The sequence below is a fragment of the Enterococcus sp. DIV2371 genome (assembly GCF_050498525.1).
Classification (GTDB): Bacteria; Bacillota; Bacilli; order Lactobacillales; family Enterococcaceae; genus Enterococcus_B; species Enterococcus_B mangumiae.
In genome coordinates this window covers 1222564-1239426 of sequence record NZ_JBIPAJ010000001.1, presented here as the reverse complement: position 1 = coordinate 1239426, position 16863 = coordinate 1222564, and the positions used below count along the sequence as shown (strand labels likewise).

Here is a 16863-nt window from a genome sequence, read left to right as displayed (position 1 = left end):
TTTTTAATTTAAAAAGTTACTTTTTCACTTGGGTGATTTGTTTATTTATCAAGCAACTAAAATTATACCGCTTCCTTATCCGCCATTTTGACAAATGGTAAATAGATCAGAGTAGCTAAAGTTAAGTTTACAAGTGATAAGACAATGGCTCGCCAATCAAAACCGGTTGAAAAGAAGCCATATAAAACAGGGGGCATGACCCACGTGACATTCTGTGTCACTGGAGAAACCCAGCCTAGATCAGTTGCTAAATATGCCACACTAGACATTACAGCTGGACAAAGAATGAAAGGAATAAACAAAAGTGGATTCAATACTGTAGGTAGTCCATACATCACTGGTTCCCCAATATTGAACAGACATGGAGCAACGCCTAACTTAGCCACTTCTTTGTAATGACCATTTTTTGAGAACCAAAAAATAGCGATCAACAAACCTAACGTCGCATACCAAACATATGAACCATATGAAGCACTTGTCCAAACATATGGAATTGGTTCATTGTTTTGGAAAGCTTCTAAGTTAGCTAGCAAAGCGACGCCAAACACGCCCTCCATGATCGGTGCCATCACATTTCCACCGTGAATACCAAAAAACCAGAAAAATTGCGTCAATACAGCGACTAACACTACAGCAAAGAAGCTTTGCGATAAACCTAACAATGGCGTTTGTAACACTCTATAGATCCAATCGATCAGTAACGAGCCAGTGATTTGGCTGAAGAAATAAGTGATAACACCAACTACATATAAAGAAACAAGAGCCGGAATGATCGATAAAAAAGGTTTGGCAATCGCAGGAGGAACTGTCTCTGGTAATTTTATCGTCCAATTTTTCCCCATTAATTTACAGAAAACAATCGAAGAAAGAAAACCTACGATTATCGCTGTAAAGTATCCATTTGAATTGATTTGCGCACCAGGCAGTAACCCTGTGATCGTCACATTCAAGTTATTTCCTGTTACTGTTATGCCATCGATTCCTTTAAATAGACTTGAAAGATCAGCATTCCCAGTATTCGTTAGACTATAAGTTGAAGTCATAGAATTTCCAATCGAAATAATAAAGGCCGATAAAGCAACTAAACCAGAAGATAATGTATCGATATTGTATATTTTCGCAATATTTACACCTAAACAATAAATAAAGAGTAAAGCAACAACTGAGATACTTCCTTTAAAAACTAAACTATTGATATCCACCCACCATTGGAACATCGCTGTGATATTTTCTAAATTGAATTGACTAGGAATGTCAACTAAAAATGCATTGATCAGTATAGCAATCGAACCTGTCATTACTACAGGCATCGTTCCTATAAAAGAATCTCTAAGCGCAACTAAAAATCGTTGGTTACCAATTTTAGTCGCAATGGGTAAAATTTTATTCTGAATCCCATCCATTATTTTACTACTCACTCTATTCACCACTTTCAAAAATATAAAAAAACATGTTGGAAGCGCTATCCACGAAAAGAGTATACATTCGAATTGAACTTTTGAACATGATATTTTATACTTAAAACATGGAATTTTCTTCACAAATGATAATTTAAAGGATGGAAGTAATGGAAGATTTTTGGTACCATAGTCAATCAATTGCAACCCCTATTTCGCTCTCTCAATGCGGATATGAATCTTACCAAGCAAACTCTACTGTTCGCAGGTATACTGTTCAGCAAAAATGGATATTTCATTATGTCTTATCTGGCAAAGGTTTCTTAGAAGTAGATGGACAACATTATGAACTAAAAAAAAATAATGTTTTCTTTTTTTTCCAAGGACAAAAAGTGAGATATTATACAGATAAAGCACAGCCATGGACACTGATTTGGTTAGGTGTTCAAGGAGAAAAAATTTTCGATTTTCTAGACGAAACAACACTCGTAAATAAGCATACCGCAACCTTAACTGATGATATGACGAGCAATATAAAAAAAATCATGCTAGAGATCATACAAGATAACAGAGAACAGATCGATGAATCTGAGTCTTTAAAAGAGCTTCGAAATACAGCCGCTTTATATGATTTTTTGTACCGGATCAAAAAGACTTTTTTACTACCTTCTTTAAACACAAATAGACCTACTGAGGTTAATATTGTTGATTACATAAATAATCATTATATGGACAATATTTCCCCGCTAAACATCGCTGAACATTTTAATATAAGTTATAGCCAATTGTACAAATTATGTATGTCTAAATTTCATTCGAGCCCTAAAAAAATAATCACTAACCACAGAATGAGAGTCTCTGTCGATCTACTACTCGATTCTGATGCAACCATCAAAGAAATCGCGCACAGGATTGGCTACAAAGATGAGTTTTTGTTTTCAAAAACTTTTTCCAAAAACATGGGTTACTGTCCTTCCAAATTCAGAAAACTAGATAAAGAGCAATTGAAAAATATTCGATTTAAATGAACGTGATTTCTAAACGACTTCAACCAGGCGGCACCCACCAATATTCGTGGATGTCGCCTGGTTACTCGAGTATGCTTCTTCAAGCAAGTTCATCTTTTATTTTCTTTGTAACTCTTTTAAAATCTTTTCCTCATTTTCTAGCAACCAATGAATATCTTGTTCATATTTTTTTGTATGCCCATCTTGAATATTTGTTTGAAAATTTGCTTCGCCACTTTCGGCTGCATAAGTAATGAACGCAATCATATAAGCGAGGCGTTTGACCATCGTAGGAATCAAGTCTGGATAGGCAGATTCATGAAGGCCATAAGCTTCAATAAATTTTTTCAACCGAAGACAAGCTTCGTCCGTGATCAGGGTTTCTTGTGCCGACTCCAAAGGTACCCAACGATAGGCACCATAGCTCACATCCCAAATTCTTGACCCGGGAGCTATTGTGTCAAAATCAATGATACCAATGGCTAGACCATTTTCTGTTGTCACATTATATGGAGCAAAGTCATTATGGCACATCACCTCAGGCTCCCCGAATGACTGGAGCATCCATTTTTCTTCCCCGCTCAAAAAAGCAAGATAGGCTTGATTTTGATCGTGAAAATTTCTTAGCAATCGCCCTGCGGAACAAATAGCAGCATCCGTCAACAGTTGTGGTGGTAACGGATAGTCATAGACCTCACCAGCCAGATAAGAAACCACTTCATTTCCTTGTTCATCATAGCCATACGGTTCTGGGACATAATCTACACCTTTTTCTCTCAGATACCTTAAAAACTTTTGAACATCCTCTGACCAAACTTTTTTTGGACGAATCACATGCTCTTCTTGGATAACTACACCGTCACGTCCTTTTGGTTTCTTTTCGATCATCTGAATCCTCACTTTCAGCTCTTTTAATCAGTTTACCATATTGATTCCCCTATATATTTGAAAAACATGCGAATGGACGATGGTTTTTCAAATGATCTCTCATTTGTTATAATCATTTTAAGAAATCGTTTACATTAAAACGAAAGAAGCTGACTCTTCTATGCAACGACTGAGTTAATTTCTGAAGATCTCTCTACTTAATAAATAAAAAAAGGAGAAAGTATATGCTTAATTACGAAAACTTTGATAAAGAAACTCAACCTACAGAAGCTGAAATCAAGGAATTTACCGATCCCGAGCTTTTTTCGAAACTAAATGAGTACCTGACTGAAGGATATAAGATCAAACCCAAGTATGCTTACTCAAACTGTAGAATGGACAAAAATATTTGGCGAGGTTGGAATATCAAATACCGCAAACATGGTAAAATACTTTGCACCATTTACCCTCAAGCAGGATACCTTTTGGTTCTGATCCCTGGCCGTTCCTTTGAAGTTCGTGATGAGAAAGTTTTGGAAGAAGCAAAACTGGCAGTCATTCAGCGTTATGAGGAAATAAGCACAAAATGATCCTATCCTGACATCGACCAAAAAACTCTGCATAATCTAAAAAAGCAAGTTTCGTGCAGTGATTGAATCAGCGATCACTTCACGAAGCTTGCTTTTCTAACTAAATTTTTTCACTAGTACTTGATATTTTTTCTATTGTGCATGATTGATATTGACTTTTTTTACTCTTGTAAAATTGCTAAGGTCGATCTCAACAAGACCGTCGTGATCGACTCCATGCTTGCTGATCTCAGAATTTTGCATTTTATAAATATCCAAGTTGACTTCTCCCAATTGCTCACTACCATCTACGTAGTAACCTGCATAGTGATTTTCATCCGGTAAATCAAAGACGATCGATAATTTTTTATCTGATAGATTGATCTCTTTAATATCTTTTTTGTTGAAAAGCACCACTTCACCAGATGTAGTCGTCTTTGCTTGAGCCCATTCGATTTTGGGTTGATTCGTCATAAAATACAAAATCCCCATTGCCAAAAAGATCGCAAAACAAGTTGATATGCCGACCACCATTTTCTTCAGTCGTCGTTTCTGTTTCAGCTCCGATTCTACTGCTTCCTCAATCGCATCTGTATTCTCTAGTAGTTCATCTAAAGAAACAGCTAAAAGTGCCGATATTTCTACTAAGGTATGTATATCTGGATAGTTTCTACCTATTTCCCAATTTGAGATCGCTGATCGACTGACATTCAATTTTTTTGCCAAATCTTCTTGAGTGATCCCTAACTGTTTTCTTTTTTCTTTTAAGATTTTTCCAAACTCCATTTCATCTCCTCCTTCACTCTATCTAACATTTAACCATTTAATAAAAAAACTTGAAAGATATTTCTAGTGTCTAGTATGATCTTTCGAAAAAATCGGATGCCACAATCTGTGACACACGTTAAAATAAGGTTTTTCTGGTTGAAATCTAGCAGTTTGACGCTTATCATTTAGTAGTAAACGTTTACCAAAAAATAACATCAAGGAGAATTTATGAGAAAACTATTCTTAACACTAATGCCTCTTTTATTTTTTTACGGATCAATGATAGGCCCCTCTGTTTCTGCCAATGAATTAGTGAGTCCACCAGAAAACGTCGAAATGCAAACGGAGGTCATGTTGTACAATTTGACTCCTGCGCTTACAAGAGGTACCAGTTTACCAACAGCCAATTGGAATGTCGCGTCATCAGGTAGAAATACGATGTCTGGCACTTATAGTGGCGGATATTACCTTTATTCTAACTACAATATCTTAGGTAAGAATACGTATAATTATTACTTCCATAACCAAGGTCGTGGAACATTGGAAATTCGAATGAGAAACTCAGTGAACCATGCGGTCTTAAAAACACACTTTGTTTCCTCTGGTTCTACAATCACTAGTAGCCTAAATATGACGGACCGAAATTCAAGATTCTACTACGAATTTTACAGCACAGTTGATTATGTTTTTTCTGGATATGTCCAGTAAGAAAAGAGTCTCTTCCCCAAGCTGAATCTTTTGACAACGCTTACTTATCGGCGCATGATAGAGGAAAATTGAAAGGAGCTGTATCAAATGGACACAATGGTTTTTGTCAATTTCCCTGTACATGATGTTAGTCGATCAGTCGAATTTTACACTAAACTAGGATTCAAGCAAAACAAAGAATTTTCAACTGAGGATGCTAGTGCAATGGTTTGGAATGACACATTTTGGATCATGCTCTTGACACATGACTTTTACAAAAAATTCTTGAAAGATAAAGATATCGCAGATACAAAGAAAACAAGTGGCGCACTGATTGCTTTTAGCTTAGCTAATGCCGCTGAAGTCAAACGTTTTGGTGAAATCGCAAAAGAAAATGGTGGTAGCTACCATACAGTTGATATGGGGATGCCTGAGGAAGAAATGTTCTCCCTCGAAGTCCAAGATCCCGATGGAAACACGTTGGAACCAATGTGGATGAATATGTAAAACAGAAGAAGAGCCTTATTTTGATGTATATAGCGGTTCAAAAAATTAGATTTTTTTAGTCTAACTTTTTGTGGATCATTCATTATATCGACAAAACTAGGCTCTTTTTTGATATTCATCTATTTTATCTTTAGGAATCTACCTTTCTTTGGTTCGATTCTATTCGGGTAATATAATAAAGGAACTGAATATTTTTTTAGTCATTTTTTTTAACTCATAATTGACTTTTATTTTTAGGTTCTATAATATCTAGTGTTGGTGGAAAACAATTTTGTTTTCTGCTAACACTATTTTTTGTAAAAAAAGATAGTAAAAGAGATATCCAAATTGATAGAATTAAGTCGACCAAAACCAACTCATCAAGAAAGGATATCTCCATGGACTATCATACTAAAAAATTACTCGGTTTAACAGATGAAAATATCATTTTCCCTACAGATTGGCTTTCTGAAAAGAAAGAAGGAGGGATTACCTCCCATGTGATTCATGGTCGCTTAGATTACACTCCCTCTTGCTGTACAAGATGTGGGATTAAAAACGAAGGACAAGTAATTAAGTATGGTACTCACCAAACCACGATTCAATTACTGCCGATTCGTTCAAACAAAACTGTCTTAAGTCTTAAAAAAACTCGCTTTCTATGTAAAGAGTGTGGCGCAACTTTCTCCGCTGAAACTTCTTTAGTCGATCGAAATTGTTCGATTTCTGTCAACTTGAAACGAAAAATCATGGCAGAATTAGCGATCAACTCTAGTAGAAAAGACATTGCCATCCGGTACTTCGTATCGGATGTAACGATTTTACGCATCATGAAAGTAGCCGTGAAGAACGTGAAAGTCTGCTTTGACTACTTGCCTTCTGTTCTTTGCTTTGATGAATTTAAAGCGATGAAATCTTGTGTTGGGAAAATGAGCTTTATCTTCATGGATGGCCAAACCAATCAGATTCTAGGTCTTCTTGAAAGTCGTAAACTTGCTTATTTACGTACCTATTTCTCTCGCTACACCCGTCAAGCAAGAGAAAATGTCCAATATATCGTCATGGATATGAACGCTCCTTATTTTGAATTAGCGAAAAGTATTTTTCCCCATGCACAAATTATCACGGATCGCTTTCATATTATCCAACATATCCACCGGTCATTGAACCATTTACGGATTCAAATCATGAACACGTATCGCAAGATCGATCGCCTGAAGTACAAACGATTCAAACGTTTCTGGAAGTTGCTTCTAAAGGATTCTTATCTATTAAATAGCTCTCATTACCGTTATGATTATTCCTTTAAGCGACCAATGACTGAAAAAGCGATTGTCGATGAACTACTAAGCTATGATTCCACCTTGAAGCTGGCTTATGACACCTGCCAACTCCTTCTTTATCATTATAAACAAAAGGATACGAACTACTTTTTCGAAGTGGTGAACACCTTAGATACACAACTTCCTGAGTGGTTTCGTAAGAAGCTCACTTTCTTCAATAAATATAGAACAGGCATCGCGAATGCCTTTCAAACACCCTATAGTAACGGGGCGTTAGAAGGGACAAACAATAAAATCAAGGTGATCAAACGCGTTGCTTATGGTTACCGTAACTTTCTCCATTTTCGTGACCGAATTTACTTGATTCAAGGATTAGTTTTTCAAGACCAATCCAATACAAAAAAGAATCAATCTAAGCTTCTTTCTGCTTAGATTGATTCACGATGAAATTCTTTCAATTTGAACTCACCAACACTACTTGTCGAAGAGCCTATTTTTAAAACTTTTATTTTACGTTAAATTAAAAACGATAGTACAATAATCATAAAATTAATGATTATTGTACTATCGTTATTGAAAGACTTATTATTCAGAATTTACAACTGTTCGCATATGTAAGTTTACTATAACTAATCCATTAAACTAAAACTATCTTACCTGACAGTTATATTAGTACTAGCATAAAATTTCCCAGTCCCTAACAAGTTAAAGCCATACGCTGTTCCTTCAGTATCGATGAAATGATTGCCAGCTCGATGAGTCCCCATATCTCGACCACCACAAGTAATTGAACCAGTTCCGTTGGTTCTTGAGTCATAACTTCTTAGTGATGGCAAACTTGAATAATGACTTCCGATCAAACGATAATATTGCGCATTTGTTCCTGGAGGTGAGTCTGCTCGTGCAATCATATGAACATTCCTATTTACAACTTGATAGCCAAGATGAAACAAAAGAGGAACAAGTGCACGTTCATTCCCAACCGATTCTACAACTGTCAACTTTACATATGTACCTGGAATAGTCCCTGAAAACCATACAATTCCTTTATCATCAGTACCGCTATAAGAAAATTCAACGTTCTCAATACTACCATCGCTTAAAACCGTTTTTACAAGTGGAGCTGAATAAATAGCATTATCATCTTCAATATCCGCTGCATAACTTTTATTTTCTCCAAGCATTACTAAACCTAAAACAACAATAAAAAAAGAATTTAAAAACCATAATCTCCGCATAAAAAACCTCCTCAAAGTTATTGAATACGCTTACAAAAAGATTATAAAAAATATCGTTTAAAATGTAAATAGTTATTTAAATATTTCTCTTCTTTTATTAATAAATCCAGTAATCTTATCTTCAAAATTTCTTCTAGAAATATCATTTGTCATATAAATTCTGTCAAAAAAAACTTCGTCAATAAATATATCAATCATCACTAATATCGTTCTTTCATAAATATATCTACTTATCTTGTTCAGTGGATTTAGAGAAACAAATTTTACTGTCTCAGTGCTAATTTCCCCATCTTCTTCAATAGGATTTACAATTTCAATCACAAAAACAATCTCTTCACGATGCTTTATATTCCCAACAGAAGTCTCGCCTTTAATAAAAGTGTAGCCGGATTCCCCCTCGTTTCTCACCATAGCAAACCTCCTCTTCCGTTTATTATACGAGCTTGAGATTAACTTGCCTTTTGTATCTGATGTTCTTGAATGTTTTCTAACACACAATAATTACTTTTTCATTTAGAAAAAAATACGCCCAATAAGGACAGATTTTTTTATTATAAAAAAAATTTTTCTATAATAAGGCGAAAACCAGTAAAATCACATCTTTCAACTTTTTATGGTTTCGCCTTATTTTCCGAAACGATAGACCCTATCTAGTTCATTGGATTCCAATAAGATGACTATCGGCATTTTTTATCTGATCCATTTGATTTCATGTAATGGATAATAAACAAATCTGGCTTTGCCTAAAATATCCTCTCGTGCGATTGTTCCAAATGAACGGCTGTCTTTTGAGACTCGACGGTTGTCTCCTAGAACGAAATAGCTATCTTCTGATAATTCAGTGTAACCTGTCAATTCTTCCAATGTGAAATCCGTGGTGTAAGGCGCGCTCTCATGATCTGAGCGGATGTTTTTGCTTAAATAGGGTTCTTCGATTGGTTGTCCATCGATTTTTAGTTGATCGTTCTCATAACTAATCGTTTCTCCGGGTAGACCAATGACCCTTTTGATATAGATCGTTCCATCAGCTAGTTGGAAAACAACAACATCAAATCGTCGGATTTCTGAAAACTTTTCCATGACAACCATGTCTCCTTGTTTAAGGACATTCTCCATTGAGTTTCCTTCCACTGGTACTGGGATCAGAATAAATCCACGCAAAATAAAGGCAATCACTATGGAACAAAGTAAAAATTTGAAAAATAACCAAAAACGGTCAATATAACGTTGCTTTTTTGTCAAAGCTAATCAATCCATCCCTCGTAAAATCTAAACCTATTAGTAGTATTATATAAAATAAATACAGAAAAAGCGAATGGTTCAATAGCCATTCACAAACTAGTATAAAAAAAGACAGACAAAAGCCCCCATTTATGGAAATGTTTGGGCTCGATCAAAATATCTTTTTTCCAATGTTTTGATCGAGCCAAATTGGTTTCCAAAGCAGGACTTGTCTGCCTCACCACATCCATTTGATCGCTTAGTTCGTATGTTCAGCTACTAAGCAGGATGGTTATTTTCTAAATAATGATCCCAAGCGGTATCAAAGATATCCATAGAGGGTAAATAGTCAACATTCATTTCTAAATAATCAGAGATTTCTTCATAACTTGTACTGTGTTTGGGAAACTGGATGTCCTTGCCCGCTTCTGTCGCAAAAGTCGATAGTGCATCCGTCGGTTTTCCGCCACGAAGAGTCATCAGATAGTGATAGAAGCTACGATTCATTCGTTCCCCTCCCAGTTGGCAGCAATAAATGCCGCCCGACGTGCATGATTACGCTCAAAATTTTCTGGATTTTTTTTGTAGTAATCTTGATGTTCTTCTTCTGCTAAATAAAACGTCTCAGCTGGTTCGATCGTTGTCACGATCGGGTCAATAAAACGACCACTTTCAGCAAGTTGTTGCTTGCTTTGTTCAGCTTTTTGTCGTTGTTCTTCTGTGGTATAAAAAATCACAGGGCGATAATTGTCGCCACGGTCTTCAAATTGACCAAACGCATCTGTCGGATCTGTTTGTTGCCAATAAAGTTCAAGCAATTCTTCGTATGAGATCAATGCTGGATCATACAAGATCTCAACTGCTTCGGTGTGTCCTGTTGTTTTAGCTTTCACTTGTTCGTATGTTGGATTTGGCACATTCCCTCCAGTGTACCCAGACATGATCGTATGGATGCCAGGTAATGTATCAAAAGGTTGGATCATACACCAAAAACAACCTCCTGCAAATATTGCTCGTTCCATGATGATTCCTCCTTTAAAATAAAGATCTCGCTTAATTGGTACTTGATTCAGTTGTTTCTTCTGTCGTTGAGGAATCTTTTGGTAAATACAAACTAAATCGGATATCATCATTCACTAAGTCGATTTTATCCGCTTTGATATACATTCCGTTTTGCATACGGAATTGGTCTAAGCGCAACATGATCGTTAAGTCTTCCGTATTGATCTCGATCCATTCAGGTAGTTTGTAATTTCGTTTGATCATATTCATCACATCTCTGATCGGTAAATTCAACGTACCGATCGATAAGCTTTTTGCTTTTAACTGAACATTGCCATTTTCCATTACATAAGGATCAAAATACAAGTAAAAATCAATCGGAAATCCTAACACTTCAAATGTTCCATTAAGTAATGCTTCATTTTCTAAATAAAATTTGTACTTGATATCTTGCCCTTCTTGAAAATCGGTCAAGAAAAAGCTGATAAGTTGATTGACTTTTTCTTTTTGTGTATTGATTGTTAATACTGGATCGCCTTGTCTTTCCGTGATCGCTGGCACTTCTGGCAAATCAGGTTCGCGATTGGCAAAGATCCGTGTACCTAAAAATATCGTTGAACCGATAATAACGCCTAATAAGATCAAAAATGCGTATTTCCAATGGTTACGCTTTTTTGGTGTTTCACCTGTCGCACTTCGTTTATCCATCCGTGTTTCCTCCCTTGACCAGCCATTTTTCATGCGTTTCGATCAATTGATCTCTTACGGCATTAGCCATCAATTGATAACCTAAGTTATTAGGATGAAAATGATCTTCCTCATATAATACATTATTTCTGGTCCCGCTAGAGCTATCACTTGAAGTTGTCTGATCCGAAGCTTCCGTGATACCAACCTCTTGATTCAACCCTTGATACAGTAAATCATTGATGGGGATAAAATAGCTATTCGCGGACTCATCTACTACTTGTTGTGTTCCTTCATTCCAATTATCCACGATCGTTTGCATGTCCGTGATCTCAGGGAAATTCAAATAAAAAGGATTGTAGATCCCTAAAATATAGATCGGTACTTGTTTATTCAATGAACGGATCTCTTCAATGATTTCTTTGACATTTTCTTGATACTTCTTGATTGGTTTATCGAATGAGTCAATACTGATACCAAAAAGATTGTTTTGGATCACTTTCATTAAATCATTCCCACCAACAGTCAAAGTAATGATGTCTGCTGTTTCGATATTGCTTTTTATCTCTTCATTTTTTTTCAGTCTTTTTAAAATTTGATCGCTTCGTTCTCCATTTACCCCGTAGTTTTCAATTTCAATGGCTGTCAAACCATATCTGTCTTTGATATCATTTGCGACTAACGGAACAAAACCACCTTGTTTCGTTTGGTCACCTACGCCTTCTGTCAACGAATCGCCGATAGCGACATAGTGTAGCTTGTCTTTTTGATTCGATTCAGAAGTCACCGATGCTGCCGGCTTTAACAAAGGCTGAGCTTTGGGCACACTCAAAGATAGTCCGACAAACAGAAAAACTGCGGTCAATAAAGGAATCAAAACGATCATCAATCGTTGATTGTTTCGTTTCATTCTTTCACCTCTAGACCATGATTGTTACTTATATTACCAAAAATTCGATTAAAAAAATAGCCCTTTTCTGAAAAAAGAAAGAGCTTGTTTCTCATTTGCCAAAGGAAGCGCAGTCTGTTAAATCTTTCAGTTGCCTCTTCCTTTTCATATACTGTTATCGCTCGGACAAATTAGAAAATACAGATCATTAAAAAACAAAATTGTCTGTCTTTTAATGATCTGTCCCTTTATGCTTTTTTACCTTCCATCAATCAACGTAATACATGATTGCGAAAGCATTTTCCCCTGTATGGGTAGCAATCACTGGATTTGTATGCAATACGGGGATATCCATATCGGGGAACAATTCTTTCAATCCCTCTTCGAATTCACGTGCAAGCTCTTTTGCTCCTGCATGAGAGATACCGATTTGGCGAACGTTTGGCAAAGCCTTCAGTTCTTTTTTCAAGCTTTCGAACCACTTGTCGAAAGTCTTTTTCCCACGACCTTTTGTCACAGGAATCAACTCTGAATGAGCAAAATTCATTACGACACGAATATTCAACATACTTGATAATAACCCAGTTGCACGACTGATACGTCCACCTTTCACCAAGTTATCCAATGTAGAAATACCGATATAAAGCTTTGTATTATTTTTGATCTTCTCGATTTCAGCAAGAATCTCTTCCGCTGACTTTCCTTCTTTTGCCATTTCAGCCGCGCGGATCACTTGGAATGATAATCCTTGGTCTGTCGTGTCACTATCGATGACTGTTACTTTTGTTTTTGTTAAGTTGCTCGCTTGTCTTGCTGCTTCAACCGTTCCACTTAGACCTTTAGTCATATGGATAGAGATCACTTCACTCCCGTCTTGACCTAATTCGTCATAAGTTGAGATAAATTCTCCGATCGGCGGTTGGCTTGTTTTAGGCAATGCCTTTGACTTCGCCATCATTTCCATAAATTTCTCTCCGCCTAATTGATCGTCATCAGGATATACAACACCATCGATCATTATTGATAATGGCATAACATGGATGTTCAAATGATCTCGTACTGCTTTTTCCATTGTACAAGAAGAATCTGTTACTATTTTTACGTTTGTCATTATTTCACACTCTTTCTTTCACAAAGTGCCTAGCATTTTTCAGGCAGGTCCTCTTCCAGTATACCAAAGAACTTCTGTTTTTTCATCAAATTCGATAAGGTTGTGACAGAAGTAGGCAGCTGTGAGAAATAACCGTGCGAAACCAAAAATCCACCTTCTTTTTAGTCGAATGAAAAAAGCGGCAGCAACCTAGATGAATGAAAATCTTTCTCGGTTGCTGCCGCTTATATCGATAAATGCGAGGAGATGCTACATCTCTTCAGCTGCGTGTTCTTCTTTTCGTTTATACGTCTCGAACTGATGCGCATAACTATTTTTTTCGTCGATTTCTCCCGGACTGATGTTGATCAATGACCAAGCTTCCCAGTCAACGGCAGGAAAATACGTATCTCCTTCGAAAGAATGATGGATCACTGTCCGATATAAAATCGTGCAGTATGGTAAGAATTCTTCATAGATTGCTGATCCTCCAGCAACGAATAAAATCCCATCTGCTTCTTTTTCATACGCTAATACTTCATTGACATCATGCATCACTTGTACGCCCTCAGCTGTAAATTCACGGTCCCTAGTCAAAACAATCGTTTTACGATTGGGTAATGGTCTACCGCCCATCCCCATAAATGTTTTTCGTCCCATGATCAATACATTCGCTTCGGTCATTTGCTTAAAAAATTTTAAATCATTCGGCAAATGCCATGGAAGTTTGTCTTCTTTTCCAATCAGACCATTTTCATCCTGTGCCCAGATTGCAGCGAACATCTTCTCATCCTTTCTTAGACCGCGATAGGTGCCTTGATTGAAGGATGCGGCTCATATCCTTCAACTTTGATATCATCCATTTCAAAATCGAACACAGAATCCTTTTCTGTATTCAATATAAGTGTCGGAAACGAACGAACTTCTCGAGATAATTGCTCTTTCATTTGTTCTACATGATTTGAATAAAGATGAGCATCGCCTAAAGTATGGATAAATTCACCGACTTCTAACCCAGTTTCATGCGCAATCAGATGTGTCAGTAAAGCATAGCTAGCAATATTGAACGGCACACCTAAAAATACATCACCACTGCGTTGGTACAATTGACAGCTCAATTTGTTGTCATTCACATAAAACTGGAACATCGTGTGACAAGGCGGTAAAGCCATCGTTGGCACATCTTCTGGATTCCAAGCTGAAACGATCAATCTTCTTGAATCAGGTGTTTTCTTGATTGCTTCGATCACTTCTTTGATTTGATCGATGAAACTGCCTTCTTTCGTTTCCCAATGGCGCCATTGATACCCGTAAATATGACCAAGATCACCATATTTCGCTGCAAAATCTTCATCTTCGACGATTTTTTCACAAAACTTCTTGCTTTCTTCCTGATACACTTTATTGAATTCTGGATCAGACAAACTGCGATGACCAAAATCTGTCATGTCCGGCCCTTGATAGTCCTCGCTTTTGATATAGCGCTCAAATGCCCATTCATCCCAGATATGGTTATTATTTTGTAAAAGATAGCGGATATTCGTATCTCCTTTTAAAAACCATAACAGTTCACTTTTGATCAAGCCAAAAGGAACACGCTTTGTCGTTAATAAAGGGAAGCCCTTTTGAAGGTCAAACCGCATTTGATAACCAAATAAACTCAATGTTCCAGTCCCCGTACGATCACCTTTTACATGTCCTTCAGATAACAACTTTTCACCTAGTTCAAGATATGCTTGCTCCATCTTATGCCCTCCTAATTATCTGCCCATTCACTTAAATATTCCCAACGTGACATTTTTTCTTCCAGCATTTCCTCAGTTTTGGTCACTTCTTTTTGTAACTCTTGCAAACGTGTGAAATCATCACATTGATGGTTCATTTCTTCTTGTAATTCATCCAAACGATTTTCTAGTTCTGCAATATCATCTTCGATCGTTGCCCATTCTTTTTGTTCCATATAAGAAAGTTTTTTCTTTGGCTCAGATTTTTTTTCTTCGATCTTCACTTTGACTTTTTCCGGTTGCGCTTGTTGGTCTTCTTTACGTTTGACTAAGTAGCTCGACATGTCGCCATAGTAAAGCTCTTGTTTGCCATTCCCTTGAAAGACTAGTAGTTTATCAACTACCTTATCCAAGAAATAACGGTCATGGGAAACAGTGATGACTGCCCCTGGGAACGTGCGGAAATAATCTTCCAAAATCGTCAAGGTGGCAATGTCCAAATCATTTGTCGGTTCATCTAGCAACAAAACATTCGGTTGCTGGATCAATAATTTGAGTAAATACAAGCGGCGTTTTTCTCCACCTGATAGCTTCCGGATCAATGTTCCGTGCATGAATCTAGGGAACAAGAAGCGCTCCAATAGTTCAGCGACACCAATTTGCGTCCCATCAGCTGTTTGGACTTCTTCTGCCGCTTCTTGTAAATAAGCAATCATCCGTTTATCTGGAGACATCTTCTCATTTTCTTGCGTATAGTAGGCTAATCGCACCGTTTCACCGATCGAATAGCTGCCACTATCTAAAGCTAATTTTCCTGCTAAGATATTCAACAGCGTCGATTTCCCTGCGCCGTTTTCTCCAGTGATCCCTAACCGTTCGCGCGATTGGATCAATAAATCTAAGTGTTGGAGCAATGGTTTTCCCTCGATCGAATAGGAACCATCCTTGATTTCGATCACTTTTTTCCCTAAACGCTGTGTGGCGATATTTAATTCAATATCTGTGTCATGATTGACTTGATATAAGTTCTCTTTTAAGTCTTCAAAGCGATTGATACGTGCTTGCTGTTTCGTGCCACGAGCTTGTACACCCGCACGCATCCAAGAAAGCTCTTGCTTATATAACCGTTTACGCTTTTCTTCTTGTTCAACTTCGACACGATCTCGCTCGGCTTTTTCTATAAGGTAGGCTTCATAATTGCCTTTGTATTCATAAAGATTTCCAAAGGCAAGTTCAAAGATCCGATTTGTCACACGATCTAAGAAATAACGATCATGGGTCACCATCAATAAGGCCCCACGATATTGTTTCAAATACGATTCCAACCATTCGATTGCTGCATAATCTAAGTGGTTCGTCGGCTCATCAAGTAACAAAAGATCCGGTTCATCGATCAAGACTTGTGCTAAGCTGACACGCTTTTTTTGCCCACCCGAAAGCTCTCCGATCTTCTTTTCTAATTGGTTGATCCCTAATTTTTGTAAAATGATCTTGGCATTCGTATCCGTTGTCCAAGCATCGTCTTTATTCATTCGCTCTTCTGCCAATGCGTATCGTCTTTGGACTGCTTCATCATCACCATTTTCAGCTAATGCAATCAACGCTTCCTCATAGAGTCGAACGGTTTGGATCAACGGGCTATTGCCCTGAAAAACAGCTTGTAGGACCGTATCATCTTCTGAAAAAGAGTCGGTTTGCGACAAATATCCGATACGGTAATCATTTGGATAAAAAACAGTCTGTTGATCACCATCTCCACTGTCAAGTCCAGCAATAATATTCAAAAGACTTGTTTTACCAGTTCCGTTGGTGCCAATCAAACCAATACGATCATGTTCATGGATCAAAAAGGAAATCTGATTGAATAACTCTTTTTCTCCATATGTTTTTTTGAGGTCAGTTATTTTTAGCTCTTTCACCAGTACTCCCCCTTATCTTGGATATTGTA

General features: G+C 37.1%; 19 protein-coding genes. 5 read left to right on the top strand and 14 right to left on the bottom strand.

Annotated features, from left to right (window positions below; genetic code table 11):
• Window positions 1-62 precede the first annotated feature (62 nt).
• Window positions 63-1403, bottom strand: a complete 1341-nt coding sequence (locus IGL24_RS05830) for a PTS sugar transporter subunit IIC (protein ID WP_207699971.1) — start codon at window positions 1401-1403, stop codon at window positions 63-65.
• Window positions 1404-1567: 164 nt separating this feature from the next.
• On the opposite strand from IGL24_RS05830, the gene IGL24_RS05825 reads away from it, so the two are divergent.
• The gene (locus IGL24_RS05825) at window positions 1568-2425 is read left to right on the top strand and encodes an AraC family transcriptional regulator (RefSeq protein WP_206857515.1); all 858 of its coding nucleotides are present in this window, start codon (window positions 1568-1570) and stop codon (window positions 2423-2425) included.
• 96 nt (window positions 2426-2521) lie between these two features.
• Here IGL24_RS05825 and IGL24_RS05820 read toward each other — a convergent pair whose 3' ends face one another.
• A complete protein-coding gene (locus tag IGL24_RS05820) occupies window positions 2522-3292 on the bottom strand; it encodes an aminoglycoside phosphotransferase family protein (RefSeq protein ID WP_206857524.1) in 771 nt (256 codons plus the stop codon).
• A gap of 224 nt (window positions 3293-3516) precedes the next feature.
• On the opposite strand from IGL24_RS05820, the gene IGL24_RS05815 reads away from it, so the two are divergent.
• Window positions 3517-3861: a DUF3788 family protein gene (locus IGL24_RS05815; protein WP_206857526.1), complete on the top strand. Its 345-nt coding sequence runs from the start codon at window positions 3517-3519 to the stop codon at window positions 3859-3861.
• Between the two features lie 132 nt (window positions 3862-3993).
• Here IGL24_RS05815 and IGL24_RS05810 read toward each other — a convergent pair whose 3' ends face one another.
• Window positions 3994-4626 (bottom strand): helix-turn-helix domain-containing protein, encoded by a 633-nt coding sequence (locus tag IGL24_RS05810; RefSeq protein ID WP_207115680.1) that lies wholly within the window; start codon window positions 4624-4626, stop codon window positions 3994-3996.
• Between the two features lie 210 nt (window positions 4627-4836).
• Between IGL24_RS05810 and IGL24_RS05805 the strand changes: the two genes are divergently transcribed.
• From IGL24_RS05805 to IGL24_RS05795, 3 genes are all read left to right on the top strand, one after another.
• Complete coding sequence (locus tag IGL24_RS05805) at window positions 4837-5316, top strand: hypothetical protein (RefSeq protein WP_207115681.1); 480 nt, start codon at window positions 4837-4839, stop codon at window positions 5314-5316.
• Window positions 5317-5403: 87 nt separating this feature from the next.
• A complete protein-coding gene (locus tag IGL24_RS05800) occupies window positions 5404-5802 on the top strand; it encodes a VOC family protein (protein ID WP_207115682.1) in 399 nt (132 codons plus the stop codon).
• A 377-nt stretch (window positions 5803-6179) separates the two neighbouring features.
• Window positions 6180-7496 (top strand): ISL3 family transposase, encoded by a 1317-nt coding sequence (locus IGL24_RS05795; protein WP_429966297.1) that lies wholly within the window; start codon window positions 6180-6182, stop codon window positions 7494-7496.
• Between the two features lie 221 nt (window positions 7497-7717).
• Here IGL24_RS05795 and IGL24_RS05790 read toward each other — a convergent pair whose 3' ends face one another.
• From IGL24_RS05790 to IGL24_RS05740, 11 genes are all read right to left on the bottom strand, one after another.
• Window positions 7718-8302, bottom strand: coding sequence for a hypothetical protein (locus IGL24_RS05790; protein ID WP_207115911.1), 585 nt, complete (start codon window positions 8300-8302; stop codon window positions 7718-7720).
• A 72-nt stretch (window positions 8303-8374) separates the two neighbouring features.
• A complete protein-coding gene (locus tag IGL24_RS05785; protein ID WP_207115912.1) occupies window positions 8375-8713 on the bottom strand; it encodes a hypothetical protein in 339 nt (112 codons plus the stop codon).
• A gap of 279 nt (window positions 8714-8992) precedes the next feature.
• Complete coding sequence (gene lepB, locus IGL24_RS05780) at window positions 8993-9544, bottom strand: signal peptidase I (protein WP_206857543.1); 552 nt, start codon at window positions 9542-9544, stop codon at window positions 8993-8995.
• 258 nt (window positions 9545-9802) lie between these two features.
• Complete coding sequence (locus tag IGL24_RS05775) at window positions 9803-10030, bottom strand: YozE family protein (RefSeq protein ID WP_206857545.1); 228 nt, start codon at window positions 10028-10030, stop codon at window positions 9803-9805.
• A complete protein-coding gene (msrA, locus tag IGL24_RS05770) occupies window positions 10027-10545 on the bottom strand; it encodes a peptide-methionine (S)-S-oxide reductase MsrA (RefSeq protein ID WP_206857547.1) in 519 nt (172 codons plus the stop codon). Before msrA ends, IGL24_RS05775 begins: the two co-directional genes overlap by 4 nt.
• Window positions 10546-10576: 31 nt before the next feature.
• Entirely contained in the window at window positions 10577-11233 is a 657-nt protein-coding gene (locus IGL24_RS05765) for a YpmS family protein (RefSeq protein WP_207115914.1), read from the bottom strand.
• Entirely contained in the window at window positions 11226-12122 is an 897-nt protein-coding gene (locus IGL24_RS05760; RefSeq protein ID WP_207115915.1) for an SGNH/GDSL hydrolase family protein, read from the bottom strand. The genes IGL24_RS05765 and IGL24_RS05760 overlap by 8 nt, the downstream gene beginning before the upstream one ends.
• 247 nt (window positions 12123-12369) lie before the next feature.
• A complete protein-coding gene (locus IGL24_RS05755; RefSeq protein ID WP_206857552.1) occupies window positions 12370-13212 on the bottom strand; it encodes a DegV family protein in 843 nt (280 codons plus the stop codon).
• Window positions 13213-13461: 249 nt separating this feature from the next.
• Window positions 13462-13974: a dihydrofolate reductase gene (locus tag IGL24_RS05750; protein ID WP_206857555.1), complete on the bottom strand. Its 513-nt coding sequence runs from the start codon at window positions 13972-13974 to the stop codon at window positions 13462-13464.
• A gap of 14 nt (window positions 13975-13988) precedes the next feature.
• Window positions 13989-14936 (bottom strand): thymidylate synthase, encoded by a 948-nt coding sequence (locus IGL24_RS05745; RefSeq protein WP_207700360.1) that lies wholly within the window; start codon window positions 14934-14936, stop codon window positions 13989-13991.
• A gap of 11 nt (window positions 14937-14947) precedes the next feature.
• Window positions 14948-16834, bottom strand: a complete 1887-nt coding sequence (locus IGL24_RS05740; RefSeq protein WP_347564946.1) for an ABC-F family ATP-binding cassette domain-containing protein — start codon at window positions 16832-16834, stop codon at window positions 14948-14950.
• Window positions 16835-16863 lie beyond the last annotated feature (29 nt).